Annotated in this window: 11 protein-coding genes; 8 read left to right on the forward strand and 3 right to left on the reverse strand. The window is 68.7% G+C overall.

Annotated features, from left to right (window positions below):
* Window positions 1-49: 49 nt before the first annotated feature.
* Together ACM0O9_RS02270 and ACM0O9_RS02275 are read left to right on the forward strand one after the other, a co-directional pair.
* The gene (locus tag ACM0O9_RS02270) at window positions 50-1942 is read left to right on the forward strand and encodes a formylglycine-generating enzyme family protein (protein ID WP_065179569.1); all 1893 of its coding nucleotides are present in this window, start codon (window positions 50-52) and stop codon (window positions 1940-1942) included.
* Window positions 1943-2030: 88 nt separating this feature from the next.
* Window positions 2031-2927 (forward strand): M48 family metallopeptidase, encoded by an 897-nt coding sequence (locus ACM0O9_RS02275; RefSeq protein WP_053500725.1) that lies wholly within the window; start codon window positions 2031-2033, stop codon window positions 2925-2927.
* 534 nt (window positions 2928-3461) lie between these two features.
* On the opposite strand, the gene xseA is transcribed toward ACM0O9_RS02275, so the two are convergent.
* Both xseA and queG read right to left on the reverse strand, forming a co-directional pair.
* Entirely contained in the window at window positions 3462-4793 is a 1332-nt protein-coding gene (gene xseA / locus ACM0O9_RS02280) for an exodeoxyribonuclease VII large subunit (RefSeq protein WP_414604124.1), read from the reverse strand.
* A gap of 44 nt (window positions 4794-4837) precedes the next feature.
* A complete protein-coding gene (gene queG / locus ACM0O9_RS02285; protein WP_005417785.1) occupies window positions 4838-5908 on the reverse strand; it encodes a tRNA epoxyqueuosine(34) reductase QueG in 1071 nt (356 codons plus the stop codon).
* Between the two features lie 23 nt (window positions 5909-5931).
* Between queG and ACM0O9_RS02290 the strand changes: the two genes are divergently transcribed.
* The 6 genes from ACM0O9_RS02290 to ACM0O9_RS02315 all read left to right on the forward strand — a co-directional run bounded on the left by ACM0O9_RS02290 (window position 5932) and on the right by ACM0O9_RS02315 (window position 13475).
* Entirely contained in the window at window positions 5932-7416 is a 1485-nt protein-coding gene (locus tag ACM0O9_RS02290) for a bifunctional ADP-dependent NAD(P)H-hydrate dehydratase/NAD(P)H-hydrate epimerase (RefSeq protein ID WP_065186030.1), read from the forward strand.
* Window positions 7413-7895, forward strand: a complete 483-nt coding sequence (gene tsaE, locus ACM0O9_RS02295; RefSeq protein ID WP_053500618.1) for a tRNA (adenosine(37)-N6)-threonylcarbamoyltransferase complex ATPase subunit type 1 TsaE — start codon at window positions 7413-7415, stop codon at window positions 7893-7895. Before ACM0O9_RS02290 ends, tsaE begins: the two co-directional genes overlap by 4 nt.
* An 82-nt stretch (window positions 7896-7977) precedes the next feature.
* Entirely contained in the window at window positions 7978-9546 is a 1569-nt protein-coding gene (locus ACM0O9_RS02300; RefSeq protein WP_053500617.1) for an N-acetylmuramoyl-L-alanine amidase, read from the forward strand.
* Window positions 9547-9685: 139 nt separating this feature from the next.
* A complete protein-coding gene (gene mutL / locus ACM0O9_RS02305) occupies window positions 9686-11587 on the forward strand; it encodes a DNA mismatch repair endonuclease MutL (RefSeq protein ID WP_414604123.1) in 1902 nt (633 codons plus the stop codon).
* Between the two features lie 11 nt (window positions 11588-11598).
* Window positions 11599-12528, forward strand: a complete 930-nt coding sequence (locus ACM0O9_RS02310; protein ID WP_065178237.1) for a DUF1684 domain-containing protein — start codon at window positions 11599-11601, stop codon at window positions 12526-12528.
* A 2-nt stretch (window positions 12529-12530) separates the two neighbouring features.
* A complete protein-coding gene (locus tag ACM0O9_RS02315) occupies window positions 12531-13475 on the forward strand; it encodes a TraB/GumN family protein (protein WP_414604122.1) in 945 nt (314 codons plus the stop codon).
* Window positions 13476-13549: 74 nt separating this feature from the next.
* Here the strand turns inward: ACM0O9_RS02315 and phaR are convergent, their stop codons facing one another.
* Entirely contained in the window at window positions 13550-14083 is a 534-nt protein-coding gene (phaR, locus tag ACM0O9_RS02320) for a polyhydroxyalkanoate synthesis repressor PhaR (RefSeq protein ID WP_005417756.1), read from the reverse strand.
* Between the last annotated feature and the right edge of the window lie 164 nt (window positions 14084-14247).

Genomic DNA, 14247 nt, shown 5'->3' on the forward strand with positions numbered 1-14247 from the left:
GGGAGAATAGCCTAACGTCGGTCCGCGTCCGTGCCGAAGGAGATCCTGCTTGCGTTTTCCGCTGTCGTCCGTGCTGTGCACCGCTCTGGCCGTGGCCTTGGCCGGTTGCACGCCGTCGCCCTCGGCAACACCGGAGCCGGGGCCGGCTGCTGGCGAAGACGCGCGGCCGCAGGAAGGTTCACTGGCGGAGCCGACGCCGGGGGTGGGGCAGGGTAGCGTCACCATTGCCGGTGAGGATGCCACCGAGGACGTGCAGCGGTGGACACCGCCACGGGTCGACCGGCAGGGCCGCAGCGTCGCCCAGCTGCGCCGCGCAGCCGAAAAGGCGTTCAGCGAAGGGCACCTGTACGAGGACGCCGACGCGGCGGTTCCGCTGTGGCTGGCGGTGCAGGAGGAAGATCCGGATGATCGCCTGGCCCGCAGCGGCCTGCAGCGTGCTCGCCAGCGCCTGCAGCAGCAGGCCGATGCTCTGCTGGTTCGGCCACTACGGCAGCGCGAGGCGCTGGCCGAGGCGAGTCGCCAGGCACTGGTGCTGCTGACCCTGGCGCCGAAGGATGAGAAGGTGCGCGCGCTGCAGGGCCGGGTGGAGCTCGCCCAGCGCGTGGTGGCCTATAACCGTGCCGGCGAGGAAGACCTGCGATCGGGGCGGATCGGCGAGGACGGTGACGGTGCGATTGGCAACTTCCGTGAAGCGCTGGCTCTGGACGAAGACAACAGCCGGGCGCGGCAGGGCCTGGCGGCGGCCGAAAGTGGCCTGATCCGCCGGGCCGAGGACGCCGCGCGCGTACGCGACTTTGCCAGTGCGGGCACCTGGCTGGCCGAAGCCAGCAAGGTCCGTGACTCGTCACCGACCATTGCCGATGCCTTCGAGCGCATCGAGCAGATCCGCGCCGCCGCGCTGCTGCAGCTGCGTGATGAGGGCCTGCGCGAGCTGGCCACGCCGCAGGGGCTGAAGCCGGCGCGCGAAAAGCTGGCCGAGGCCCTGCGCATCGCCTTGCCGGGGGATGCGGTGGTGGCCCAGCTGCGCGAACGCATCGATCTGGCCACCCATTACGGCAGCTTCCGCCCGGGCCAGGTGTTCAGCGACGCGATGCGTGATGGTGGGCGCGGTCCGCAGATGGTGGTTGTGCCGCATGGCGGCTTCCAGATGGGCGCGGGTGATGCCGAGCCCGGCTCCACCGACGCCGAGCGCCCCTCCCACTACGTGCGCTTTGACCGCGGCTTCGCGATGGCGATCACCGAGGTTACCGTCGGCGATTTCGAGCGCTATGTGAAGTCGACCAATGCACGACCACGTGCGACCCGGCGCGGCCACTCGGTGGTCTATGACGAGCGCAGCGGCAATTTCATCCGCCGCAGCGGCGTCGACTGGCGTTCGGATTACGATGGCGCGCGCGCACTGGGCAACTCGCCGGTGATGCATGTCAGCGTGCGGGATGCCGAGAACTACGCGGCATGGCTGTCCGAGCAGACCGGACGCAGCTACCGGCTGCCGAGCGAGGCCGAATTCGAATATGCGCTGCGCGCCGGGAGCAGTGGCCGCTACCCCTGGGGAGACGCCGGTACGCCGCCGCCGGGCAGCGGCAACTTCACCGGCAGCAAGGACGTCTCGCCTTCGGGTCGGCACTGGCACAACGCTTTCATCGGCTATGGCGATGGCTGGTGGGGACCAGCGCCGGTGGCCAGTTTCCAGGCCAATGCTTTCGGCCTGCACGACATGGCCGGGAATCTGAGCGAATGGGTGGCCGACTGCTGGCACGCCAGCTACCGGCGTGCGCCGTCCGACGGTGTCGCCTGGTTCAACCCGGGCTGCCGGTCACGGGTGATCCGGGGCGGCAACTGGGCCAATGCGCCCGAGCAGACCCGTGCGGCCTGGCGGCAATCGCAGGATTCGGACACCACCAATGCGCGCATCGGCTTCCGCCTGGTGCGCGGCATCTGAGCGGCATCGGGCTTCACCCGCTGCTGGCGTCCGTGCACTAAGATTGCGCCGTGCCCGCCAGCCGGCGGGGTCTGCTGGAAGACCACCGATGCGCAACGATCCCTTTTCCCGCTCGCCCCAAGGTCCGCAGCGACGCGGCCTGTTCGGCAACATCCGCTGGTGGGTGCTGCTGCTGGCGGCGGGCTATGCGGTGTTCTACTGGTTCTCCAATCGCACCGTCGATCCCTACACTGGCGAGAAGGTGATGATCGACAGCAGCCTGGATGCGCGCCAGGAGACCGCGCTCGGTCTGCAGGCTTACCAGCAGATCCTCTCGCAGGAACGGCCGATGGATCCGAATGCGCCGATCGCGCGCGATGTGCGCGACATCGCGCAGCGCCTGATCGCCAAGGTGGACGTGGTGGAGACCGCGCTGGCACAGGAGCACGGCGTGCAGCCGGCGCATTTCGCGCGGGATTTCCAGTGGGAAGTGAATGTGATCCCGTCCGGGCAGGCCAATGCGTTCTGCCTGCCGGGCGGCAAGATGGCGGTCTACACCGGCCTGGTGCCGGTGGCGCGTACGCGTGATGCGATGGCGGTGGTGATGGGCCATGAGATCGCCCACGCGCTGTTGCGCCATGGTGCGCAGCGGATGGCGCAGCAGAAGCTGACCCAGATCGGGCAGATGGCCGGTGCCGCCAGCGGCATGGATGCGCAGCAGCAACAGATGATGATGTCGGCGATGGGCTACGGCTATCTGCTGCCCTATGCGCGCAGCCACGAGACGCAGGCCGATGAAGTGGGGCTGATGCTGGCTGCGGCGGCGTGCTTCGATCCCCGCGAGGCGGTGCCGCTGTGGCAGCGCATGGGCCAGGCCAGTGGCGGCCAGGCGCCGCCGGAGTTCGCTTCCACCCACCCGAATCCGGGCACCCGCATCCAGAACCTGCAGGCACTGATGCCGAAGGCGCTCGAGTACCGGCAGAAGTTCTGCGAGCAGGCAAAGTAGAGGGTGTTCGGCAGGGCTTGCAGCCCTGCACCTGCCGAAGCCAGAGCAACAGCAACAGCAACAGCCGAAGCAAAAGCTGGCTATCCGTGGGATGGCGGGGTGGGTCCGGTTGCGGGAGACGCCGTAAACCCGTCCATGGGGGCTTGGCCGCGGCATCCATGCCGCGGACACTCCCGCAACCGGACCCACCCCGCCTTCGACAGATTTCTGCGACCTGCCGGAATGGCGCTTGGGGTCAGATCCGTTTTCCGCAGGAAAACGGATCTGACCCCGAATTGATTCGATATCTGAAAGAGATTCATCCACGCATGGCGTGGATCTACCCCATCGCGGAAAACTGTCAGAGGTGGGGCGGTGTCGGAGTGCGGGGTGTCAGCCGCATGGATGCGGCTGCCAAGCCCCCATGGACGGGTTTACGGCGTCCCCGCACTCTGGCACCGCCCCGCCAACCCGCGGAATGCCAGCTTTTGCTGTTGCTTCGGCCGTTGCTTGAAGCCTCTGCGGGTGCAGGGCGCAGACCTGCCGAACCCCCCTCTACTTGACCTGTACGTCGATCACGCCGTCGCCGACGCGGGCCTGCAGGGCGTCACCAGGTTGCACCTGGTCGATGCGCCGCACCAGCGCACCATCGTCGCTGCGGGTCAGGATGCTGTAGCCGCGGGCTACGGTGGCCAGCGGGCTGACTGCTTCCAGTGAACGCGCCAGCCCGCGCAGCCGCAGTGCATCGCGCTCCAGCAGACGCTGCATCGCTGCCTGCGGTCGTCCGCGCAGGGCGGCCAAGCGGCGCTGCATCGTGTCGAGCTGGCGCTGTGGATGGTGCCCGCGCAGGACCGCCGCTGCATGGCGAAGCCGCGCAGCACGGCGCTCCTGCTGCTGGTTGAACGCGGCATGCAGGCGTCGTCCCAGATCGAGCTGGCGTCGACGCAGCAGATCCAGTCGTGCCTGCGGGCTCTGCGCGTTCAGGCGCAACAGGGCGCGGTCGGCGCGCTGCATCGCCTGTTGCATCGCATGCCGGTGCAGCTGCAGCATGCGAACGGCCGTGCGGCGCACGCGCAGGGCCAGTTCGCGCTGGTCCGGTACCAGCAGCTCAGCCGCCACCGATGGCGTCGGTGCACGCAGGTCGGCGGCGAAGTCGCTCAGGCTGAAGTCGGTTTCGTGGCCAACCGCAGACACCACCGGGATGCGGCTGGCGGCGATCGCACGGGCCAGGGCTTCATCATTGAAGGCCCACAGGTCTTCCAGCGAACCACCACCGCGGGTCAGCAGGATCACGTCGTAGCGGCCGCTGGCATCGGCGGCCTGCAGCAGCCGGGTGATCTGCGCGGCGGCACTGCTGCCCTGTACCAGGGTCGGCAGCAGGTCAACTTCCAGCAGTGGGAAGCGCCGGCCGAGCACGCTCAGCACATCGCGCACGGCAGCGCCGGTGGGCGAGGTGATCACGGCCAGGCGTCGCACGTGCGCCGGCAGCGGCCGCTTGCGTGCCGGGGCGAACAGGCCTTCGGCCTCCAGCCGTGCCTTCAGCTCCTCGAAGGCGCGGCGCAGCGCGCCTTCGCCGGCTTCCTCCATGTGGTCCAGCACCATCTGGTACTCGCCACGGGCGTCGTACAGGGTCACCTTGCCGCGCACCAGCACGCGCATGCCTTCGCGCGGCACGAACTTCAGGTACTGCGCCTTCATCCGGAACATCGCCGCACGCAGCTGCGCGCGCGCGTCCTTCAGGGTGAAGTAGAGGTGTCCGGAGGCAGGACGCGCCACGCTGCCCAGTTCGGCCTCGACCCAGATCGCCGGGAAGCTGCCTTCCAGCAGGTCGCGGGCCAGGGTGTTGAGCTGGCTGGGGGTGAGGATGTCGTTGTTGCGTGGCTGCATGGAAACGGCGTGCTGCGGGCGGAACGGGGGCTCAGGATCGCACGTCAGCGCGCCGTATGCTGGCCCAGTGCCCACTGCACGTGTTCACGCACCAGCGGCGAAGGATCGTCGATGCGGGTCTGCAGGGCAGCCAGCGCTTCGGCCGAGGACGGCGCATTGCCCAGCGCCACGGCGATGTTGCGTAGCCAGCGCTCATGGCCGCTGCGCCTGATCGGGCTGCCTTCGGTGCGGCGCAGGAACTCGGCTTCGTCCCAGGTGAACAGCTGGTCCAGGCGCGCGGTATCGAGGTTGTTGCGCGCGCGGAAATCGGCTTCGTCGGTGCGCTTGGCGAACTTGTTCCAGGGGCAGACCAGCTGGCAGTCGTCGCAGCCATAGATGCGGTTGCCGATCAGCGGGCGCATCTGTTCGGGAATGGCGCCGTCGTGTTCGATGGTCAGGTAGGAAATGCAGCGCCGCGCGTCCAGCCGCTGCGGCCCGGTGATGGCCTGGGTCGGGCAGACATCGATGCAGCGCGTGCAGGTGCCGCAGTGCGCCGTGGCCGGCGTATCAATCGGCAGCGGGATGTCGATGTAGATCTCGCCGATGAAGAACCAGGAACCGCCATGGCGGTCGATCAGGCAGGTGTGCTTGCCGATCCAGCCGAGCCCGGCGTTGCGGGCCAGTGCGCGCTCCAGGACGGGGGCGGAATCGACGAACACGCGGTAGCCCAGTGGCGCGACTTCGTCGTTGATCTGCGTGGCCAGCTTCTGCAGGCGGTTGCGCATCAGCTTGTGGTAGTCGCGGCCCAGCGCATAGCGCGCCACATAGGCGCGGCCCGGGTCGGCCAGCGTCGCCCAGGCTTCGGTGTCATCCTTGTGGCTGTAGTCCATGCCCACCGAGATCACGCGCACAGTGCCGGGCAACAGCTCGGCCGGTCGTGCGCGCAGGGTGCCGTGGCGCGCCATCCAGTCCATCGTGCCGTACAGGCCCTGACCCAGCCAGTCGGCCAGGTGCGCCTCATCCTCGCCCAGCTCGATACCGGCGATGCCGCAGCGCTGGAAGCCATGCGCGCGGGCCAGTTCGCGGATGCGCTGCACGGCCTGGGCCGGATCGACGGGGGTGGGGGCGAGGGACATGCGCACCAGTATAAAATCCCTGCATGGCCAACCTCGCCGATCTGTTCGATTCCGCTGCCGCGCGTGCGCTTGATGCCCAGGCGTCCACCCTGGCGGGGGATGCTGGCTGGGGACTGATGGCGCAGGCCGGCCAGGCCGCCTGGCAGTGCCTGCTGCAGCATTGGCCGCAGGTGCAGCGCATCGGCGTGGTGGTCGGTGCGGGCAACAATGGCGGCGACGGCCTTGTGCTGGCTCGCCACGCGTTGCAGGCCGGACGCGAGGTGAGGGTGATCGCCCTGCCGGGCAGGGCGCCATCGACCGCGCTGGCGCAGCGTGCAACATCGGAGTTCAGGTCCGACGGCGGCGCCATCACCGAGTTCGACGGCTCGCTGCCCGAGGCCGACCTCTGGGTCGATGCCCTGTTCGGGCTGGGCTTCGATCGCGCGCCGGAGGGTGCGGCGCAGGCGCTGATCGTTGCGATCAATGCGCAGGCGGCACCTGTGCTGGCCGTGGATGTGCCCAGTGGCGTCGATGCCGACCGCGGTGCGATACCTGGCGCGGCAGTGCGCGCGGCGCTGACCCTACAGTTCATCGTGGCCCATCGCGGGCTGTACACCGGCGACGCGCTGGATCATTGCGGGCACAAGGCCCTGGCACCCCTGCAGTTGCCCGCTGCCGCATGGCAAAGCGTGTCGCCTGCCGTGGAGTACTGGGCGCAGGCACGGTTGCCGGCCCTGTTGCCGCCGCGCCGCGCAAATACCCACAAGGGTGAATCCGGCCACGTGCTGTGCGTCGGCGGCAACCATGGCAGCGGCGGTGCCATCGCCATGGCAGCCGAGGCCGCCTTGCGCGCAGGGGCGGGGCTGTTGAGCCTGGGTACCCGCCGCGACCACGTCGCTCCACTGCTGGCTCGCCTGCCCGAGGCGATGACCCACGCGCTGGAAGACGGCGAGGCGCTGCCGGCATTGCTTGACAGGGCAAAGGTGGTGGCGATCGGGCCCGGTCTGGGCCAGGACGAATGGGCGCGCGCACTGTTTGCGCGGGTGCTGGCCAGCGCCAAACCACTGGTGGTCGATGCTGACGCGCTGAACCTGCTGGCGCAGGATCCGCGTGCCTTGCCTGGCGCCGTCCTCACACCGCACCCGGGCGAGGCCGCACGCCTGCTCGGCTGCAGCACCAGCGACATCCAGGCCGATCGCTACGCCTGTGCGCAGACGCTCGCCGAGCGTTTCCACGCGGTGGTGGTGTTGAAGGGCGCCGGCAGCATCGTGGCGGCGCCCGGGCAAACGCCCCGGTTGATCGCCGCCGGCAATCCCGGCATGGCCGTGGGGGGCATGGGCGACCTGCTCACCGGCATCATCGCCGGCCTGCGCGCGCAGGGCCTGTCCGCCTTCGATGCCGGCGCGGCGGGCGCGTTGCTGCATGCGCTGGCCGGCGACGCGGCTGCCGCTGACGGCGCACGCGGCCTGCTTCCTACTGATCTGCTGGCGCCGTTGCGGCGACTGGCCAACCCGGAACGCTTCCCATGACCGATTTCTTCCTTGCCGACAGCGACGCCACCGAACTGCTCGGGCAGTGGCTGGCGACCACCCGGCCGCCGCAGGCGCTGATCGAACTGCGCGGCGACTTGGGCGCCGGCAAGTCCACCACGGCCCGCGCGCTGCTGCGGGCGCTGGGCGTGCAGGGCGCGATCCGCAGTCCCACCTACACCCTGGTCGAGCGCTATCCGCTGGCCAGTGGCGGTGAGGCGTGGCACCTGGACCTGTATCGCATCGGCCAGGCCGGTGAGCTGGATTTCCTCGGCCTGGACGAGGGCAGCGCGGTCTTGTGGCTGGTCGAATGGCCGGAACGGGGCGCCGGCGCGCTGCCGCCGACCGACCTGGTGGTAGCACTGGAGATCGAAGGACAGGGGCGACGCGCCAGTCTCACCGCGAGCAGCGACGTTGGGCATGAATGGCTGAAACGGCTGCCTCAAGGGGGCGACTTGCAGGCCATTTCTGTCGGCTGACGAGAACAAACACCGGCAGGTTACGGATTATTAAGGAAAAAGGTGTTGCATTCCGTTCAGCGCGGTGATTGAATCCTGAGCCATGCGCCCGGGGAACCGTCTCATCGCCATCTGTGCCGCCGTCGGACTGGGTCTGGCGAGCGTCAGTGCGTGGGCGGGTGAAGTCCGCCAGGTCCTGCTGAACACCGGCGCGACCGGCACCCGTGCCGAGATCTCGCTGGTCGGCAGTGGCGGCTACAAGACCCTGTCGCTGGCCGGCCCGAACCGCCTGGTGGTGGATTTCCCCGACTCCAGCGCCGTACGCAACCTGAAGATGCCGGCCGCGCAGGGCGTGGTCACGGCGGTGCGTACCGGACAGCCGGTCCCGGGCACTTTCCGTGTCGTCTTCGACCTTGCCGAATCGGTGGCGCCGTTCCGTCCGCAGATGCAGCGCGAGGGCAATGAATCCAAGCTGGTGATCGAATGGCCGGGTGATGGCCCTGCCGTGGCCACCAGCCGCCCGGCGACGCCGCCGGCGGTGCAGTCGCAGGCGGCCGCTGTGGGGGGCTCAGTCGCGCCCGCGCCGGCCGAGAACGCGCAGTCGCGCACCGATGCTGCGCGGGCCACCGCCCTGCTGACCGCACAGGTGCAGCAGCAGGCCAGCGCCAGCGCCGCCGCACCCGCCACGCCGACCCCCGCACCGACCAGCGCGCCAGCCCAGGTTGCTGCGGCAGGCGTCGCGGCCAGCAGCACGCCTTCATCCTCGCCGGCTGCAATCCTTGCCGGCCAGCGCACTGCTGCGGTGGTGACCACGCCGCCGGCAACGGCCCCCACACCCGCGCCGACGCCGGCCGAGCCGCCGCGTCCGGCGATGCCCAGCGATGCATCGCGCATCCGCATGCAGCCCGGCATGCGCCACCTGGTGGTGGCGATCGATCCCGGTCATGGTGGCCAGGACCCGGGCGCGATCGGCCCGACCGGCAAGCGCGAGAAGGATGTCACCCTGGCGGTGGCGCGTGAGCTGGCCCGCCAGGTCAATGCCACGCCGGGCCTGAAGGCCTACCTGACGCGCGACAGCGACGTGTTCATTCCGCTGCCGATGCGCGCGCAGAAGGCGCGTGCGAACAAGGCGGACATTTTCATCTCGATCCACGCCGATGCGGCTGAAAACCGTTCGGCCACGGGTTCGTCGGTGTACGTTCTGTCGACCAAGGGTGCCTCTTCGCAGCGCGCCCGCTGGCTGGCGGACAAGGAAAACGCGGCCGACCTGGTCGGTGGGGTGCGCCTGCAGCAGACCGAAGGCACCCTGGCCAACGTGCTGCTGGACCTGGCCCAGAGCGGCTACATGAAGGCGTCCGAAGATGCGGCCGGCCACGTGCTGGGCGGTCTGAAGCGGATCGGCAACAACCACAAGCCGAACATCGAGCGCGCCAACTTCGCGGTGCTGCGCACGTCGGACATGCCGGCGATGCTGGTGGAAACGGCATTCATTTCCAATCCGGATGAAGAGCGCCGCCTGACGGACCCGGCATACCAGCGCAAGGTGGCGGGCGCCGTGCTGGATGGCGTGCACACCTTCTTCAGCCGCCAACCGCCGCCGGGCACGTTGTATGCCGCCCGCGCGCAGGCTGAGATCGACGCCGCAGCCACGATGGCAGGCGGCAGCAAGTAAGCCGCCGAAGGCGGATTACTGCTTTCCGTAGAGTCGACTGTCAGTCGACTGCGCGCGCAGTATGGGGGTTTCGGTGGCCGGCGAAGAGCAGTCGACTGACAGTCGACTCTACATGCGCAGCCTCCGTTATCATCCCCGCATGACGTCTGCTACCCATCCGCGCCCGATCCGGCCGTTGCCGGAGATCCTCATCAACCAGATTGCCGCGGGCGAAGTGGTCGAACGACCCGCGTCGGTGGTCAAGGAGCTGGTCGAGAACGCGATCGACGCCGGCGCCAGCCGCGTTGATATCGATCTTGAAGAGGGCGGCGTGCGCCTGATCCGCATCCGCGACAACGGCAGTGGCATCGCGCCCGAGCAGTTGCCCCTGGCGGTGTCGCGCCATGCCACCAGCAAGATCGCCGATCTTGACGATCTCGAATCGGTGGCCACGCTCGGTTTCCGTGGAGAAGCGCTGCCGTCGATCGCATCGGTCAGCCGCTTCACCCTGTGCTCGCGGCGCGCGCACGACGAGCACGGTTCGGCACTGCAGATCGAAGGCGGCAAGATCGGCGAGGTGACCCCGCGCGCGCATGCGCCGGGCACCACGGTGGAAGTGCGCGAGTTGTTCTACAACGTGCCGGCGCGGCGCAAGTTCCTGCGCGCCGAGCGTACCGAACTGGGCCATATCGAAGAGTGGCTGCGTTCGCTGGCACTGGCACGGCCGGATGTCGAGCTGCGCGTGTCGCACAACGGCAAGGCCTCGCGGCGCTACAAGCCGGGCGATCTGTACTCCGATGCGCGCCTTGCCGAAACGCTGGGCGAGGATTTCGCCAACCAGGCCGTGCGCGTGGACCACAGCGGCGCCGGCCTGCGCCTGCATGGCTGGATTGCGCAGCCGCATTATTCGCGCGCGAGCGCCGACCAGCAGTACCTGTACGTCAACGGTCGCTCAGTGCGTGACCGCAGCGTCGCCCACGCAGTGAAGATGGCCTACGGCGACGTGCTGTATCACGGCCGCCAGCCGGCCTATGTGCTGTTCCTCGAACTGGATCCGACCCGCGTCGACGTCAACGTGCATCCGGCCAAGCACGAGGTGCGCTTCCGCGATTCGCGGCTGGTCCACGATTTCGTCTATCGCACGTTGAAGGATGCGCTGGCCGATACCCGTGCCGGCATGTCGGCGCAGGAGATCGGTGCCGGCCCCGCACATCCGGTGGACGCCGCCGCCGTCCCGACCGCATCGAGCGCCGGCGCGTCGGGGTTCGGGCTGGTGCGCGGGGCTGCGCCCGGCTCGGGAGGTGGTGGTGGCGGGTTTTCAGGCTGGCGTCCGCAGCAGCCGCTGGGCCTGCAGGTGGCCGATGCACCGGCCGCCTACGCCGCGCTGTACGTCGCGCCCGCCGGCGTCGAACGCGCAGCGGCGTTGCCGCCGATGCCGAGCGAGAACGGGTTGCCGGTGACCAGTGCCGACGCGGGTGTACCGCCACTGGGCTACGCGATCGCGCAGCTGCATGGCATCTACATCCTGGCCGAGAACGCTGAAGGCCTGATCGTGGTCGACATGCATGCGGCCCACGAACGCATCGGCTACGAGCGCCTGAAGAATGCGCACGATGGCATCGGCCTGCAGTCGCAGCCGTTGCTGGTGCCGATCACGCTGGCGGTGGGCGAGCGCGAGGCCGACACCGCCGAAAGCGAAGCCGAGACACTGGCGGTGCTCGGCTTCGAGGTGACCCGGGCCGGCCCCGGTTCGCTGCACGTGCGCAGCATTCCGGCACTGCTGGCGCATGCAGAACCGGAAGGACTGCTGCGCGACGTGCTGACCGATCTGCGCGAGCATGGCCAGAGCCGCCGCGTGGCCAGTGCACGCGACGAACTGCTGTCGACCATGGCCTGCCACGGCGCGGTGCGTGCCAACCGGCGCCTGACCGTGCCGGAAATGAACGCGCTGCTGCGCGACATGGAAATCACCGAACGGTCCGGCCAGTGCAACCACGGCCGACCGACCTGGGCCCGTTTTTCGCTGGCGGAGATCGACCGCTGGTTCCTGCGCGGACGTTGAGGGGAGCATCGATGCGTTATCGGGGAATGGCGGGCCTGCTGGCCGCCGTGGTGTTGGCCGCCTGCAGCCCGGCAACACCGCCGGCGCCGACGGCCGCTGAAGATCCGGCCTACGCGGCCGCGCAGCAGCAATGGCGTGTAGCGCGCTACCAGGACCTGACCCGGCCCGATGGCTGGACGGCCCTGGTCGGCCTGCACTGGCTGCAGAACAAATCCCATTTCGTTGGCAGCGGCGCCACCAACGGCATCCGCCTGACGGTTGGCCCGGACAGGCTGGGCCTGCTGCGTCGCGAAGGGACGCAGTGGTGGTTCACGCCTGAAGCCGGTGCCGATGTCAGCCACGACGGCCAGCCGGTGCGTGGCCGCATCCGCGTCGACACCGACAAGGACGCGCAGCCGACGCTGCTGGCCTTCGATGGCGGCAAGGGCCAGCTCAGCATCATCCGCCGGGGGCCACGGGACGCGCTGCGGGTCAAGCATGCCGAGGCACCTGCGCGGCGTGATTTCGCCGGCCTGCAGTACTGGCCGGGCGGCGCGGACTGGCAGGTGCAGGCGCGCTTCATCGCGCATCCGCCGGGCAAGACCTTGCCGATCGTCGACATCACTGGCTTGACCACCGAGATGCCCAATGCCGGTGCGGTGGAGTTCGAACGTGATGGCCGCAGCTGGCGCCTGGAGGCCATCGGTGCGCCCGGGCAGCCACTGTTCCTGATCTTTGCCGACCGCACCAGCGGCCGCGGCAGCTATCCGGCCGGGCGCTATCTGGATACCGATGCCCCCGCTGCAGACGGCACGGTGCGCATCGATTTCAACCATGCCTACAACCCACCGTGCGCGTTCACCGCCTACGCGACCTGTCCGCTGGCGCCGCCGGAAAACCGGTTGGACCTGCGCGTGGAAGCGGGCGAGAAGGCCTACCACCTGCCTGAAGGAGAAGGCTGACCATGCCGATCAAACACCTGTTCCGTACCGCGCTGTTGCTGGCGGCCTGCGCAGTGGCGCCACTGGCCACGGCCCGCGATGGCCAGGCCAGCCCTGCCGCGGCCAAGCCGCCGGTACCCCTGTTGTGGAAAGTCACCGGCCCGGGCGATGCACGCGTGTACCTGCTGGGATCGTTCCATCTGCTGAAGCCACAGGACTACCCACTGTCGCCCGATGTCGAGCAGGCGTTCGAAGCCTCGCAGCGGGTGGTGTTCGAACTGTCGCCGGAAGACATGCAATCGCCCCAGCTGGCCAGCCGCATGGTGCAGGCTGCGACCCGCACCGATGGCAGCGAGCTGAAGCGTGATCTGGATGCGGCCACCTGGCAGAAGCTGCAGGCTTTTGCTGCCCAGAACCAGTTGCCGCTGGCGCAGATGCAGGGCATGAAGCCCTGGTTCGTCGGTCTGAGCATTTCGATCGGGCAGATGCAGAAGCTGGGCCTGGACCCGGCGCTGGGCCTGGACCGCCACTTCATGGAACGCGCGCAGAAGACCGGCCGGAAGACCGCGGGACTGGAAGATATCGATACCCAGATCGGCATGCTGGACGGGATGACGGTGCAGGAGCAGCGGCAGATGCTGGCCGAAGCACTGGACCAGGCCGGCAAGGCCGATGAGCAGGCGCGGCTGCTGCATGATGCATGGCGTCGCGGCGACGAGCGCCTGCTGTGGACCAAGATGGCGGCAGAGATGCGCCAGCAGTATCCGCAGCTGTACCAGCGCATCAACACCGGTCGCAACGATGCCTGGGTGCCGAAGCTGCAGCCGTACCTGCAGGCCGGGCAGGGCGGTACGCTGGTGGTGGTCGGCACGCTGCATCTGCTGGGCAGTGATGGCGTGGTCGAGAAGCTGAGGGCGAAGGGCTACAAGGTCGAGCGCGTGTGCACGGGGTGCAAGGCCAAACGCTGACGCACCGCTGGAGCGATGCCAAACAAGACGGCGCGCCAGGGGCGCGCCGTTTTCGTATCAGCCGTTGCTGCAGCTCAGCGGCGGGTCTTGCCACCGGTGCCGGTACCGGTGCCGGGTTCGCCGGGCTTGTTGCCGGTTCCCGTTCCGGTGCCGCCCGGGCGCGGGCCACCGAAGCCGCTGCCCATGCTGCGCTGGAATTCCTGCCACAGCTCCAGGTTGCGCTCGGTCAGCTGGTTCATCATCGCCCACGGGGTCTGGCCCAGCAGGTTGCCCATCTGCTGGCGGAACTGCTGCTGCTGGTCGAGGAAGACCTGCATGCTGCGCTCCAGGTAGTTGCCCATGAAGCCCTGCAGGGAATCGCCGTAGAAGCGGATCAGCTGGCTCAGCAGCTGGGTCGACAGCATCGGTTCGCCGTCCTGTTCCTGGTCGGCGATGATCTGCAGCAGGACCGAACGGGTGAGGTCGTCGCCGCTCTTGGCGTCGCGGACTTCGAAGTCTTCACCGTCCAGGATCAGCTGGCGCACGTCCTCGATGGTGATGTAGCTGGAGATCTCGGTGTCGTAGAGACGGCGGTTCGGATACTTCTTGATGATGCGGGTCGCAGCCATGAAGCGGTACTCGTCACAGTAGACGCGCAGCATGGCGCAGTGCAGCAGCGGTTGCAACCGCCCCAGCCCCCGCCAGGCTTGGCTTTCAGGGGCGATCATGTTGCGCAGCAAGGGTTTGCGTGCTGCGCAGCATGACCATCGGCAGGGGCCGTCAGCGCATGCCG

It is taken from the genome of Stenotrophomonas sp. FR012 (assembly GCF_047520565.2).
Lineage (GTDB): Bacteria > Pseudomonadota > Gammaproteobacteria > Xanthomonadales > Xanthomonadaceae > Stenotrophomonas > Stenotrophomonas sepilia.

Excerpts from the sequence above, each read along its gene's own strand:
- tsaE (WP_053500618.1), top strand. The coding sequence starts at position 7,413 with ATGACCGATTTCTTCCTTGCCGACAGCGACGCCACCGAACTGCTCGGG.
- phaR (WP_005417756.1), bottom strand. The coding sequence starts at position 14,083 with ATGGCTGCGACCCGCATCATCAAGAAGTATCCGAACCGCCGTCTCTAC.
- ACM0O9_RS02290 (WP_065186030.1), top strand. The coding sequence starts at position 5,932 with ATGGCCAACCTCGCCGATCTGTTCGATTCCGCTGCCGCGCGTGCGCTT.
- ACM0O9_RS02275 (WP_053500725.1), top strand. The coding sequence starts at position 2,031 with ATGCGCAACGATCCCTTTTCCCGCTCGCCCCAAGGTCCGCAGCGACGC.
- ACM0O9_RS02300 (WP_053500617.1), top strand. The coding sequence starts at position 7,978 with ATGCGCCCGGGGAACCGTCTCATCGCCATCTGTGCCGCCGTCGGACTG.
- xseA (WP_414604124.1), bottom strand. The coding sequence starts at position 4,793 with ATGCAGCCACGCAACAACGACATCCTCACCCCCAGCCAGCTCAACACC.
- ACM0O9_RS02315 (WP_414604122.1), top strand. The coding sequence starts at position 12,531 with ATGCCGATCAAACACCTGTTCCGTACCGCGCTGTTGCTGGCGGCCTGC.
- ACM0O9_RS02310 (WP_065178237.1), top strand. The coding sequence starts at position 11,599 with ATGCGTTATCGGGGAATGGCGGGCCTGCTGGCCGCCGTGGTGTTGGCC.
- queG (WP_005417785.1), bottom strand. The coding sequence starts at position 5,908 with ATGTCCCTCGCCCCCACCCCCGTCGATCCGGCCCAGGCCGTGCAGCGC.
- mutL (WP_414604123.1), top strand. The coding sequence starts at position 9,686 with ATGACGTCTGCTACCCATCCGCGCCCGATCCGGCCGTTGCCGGAGATC.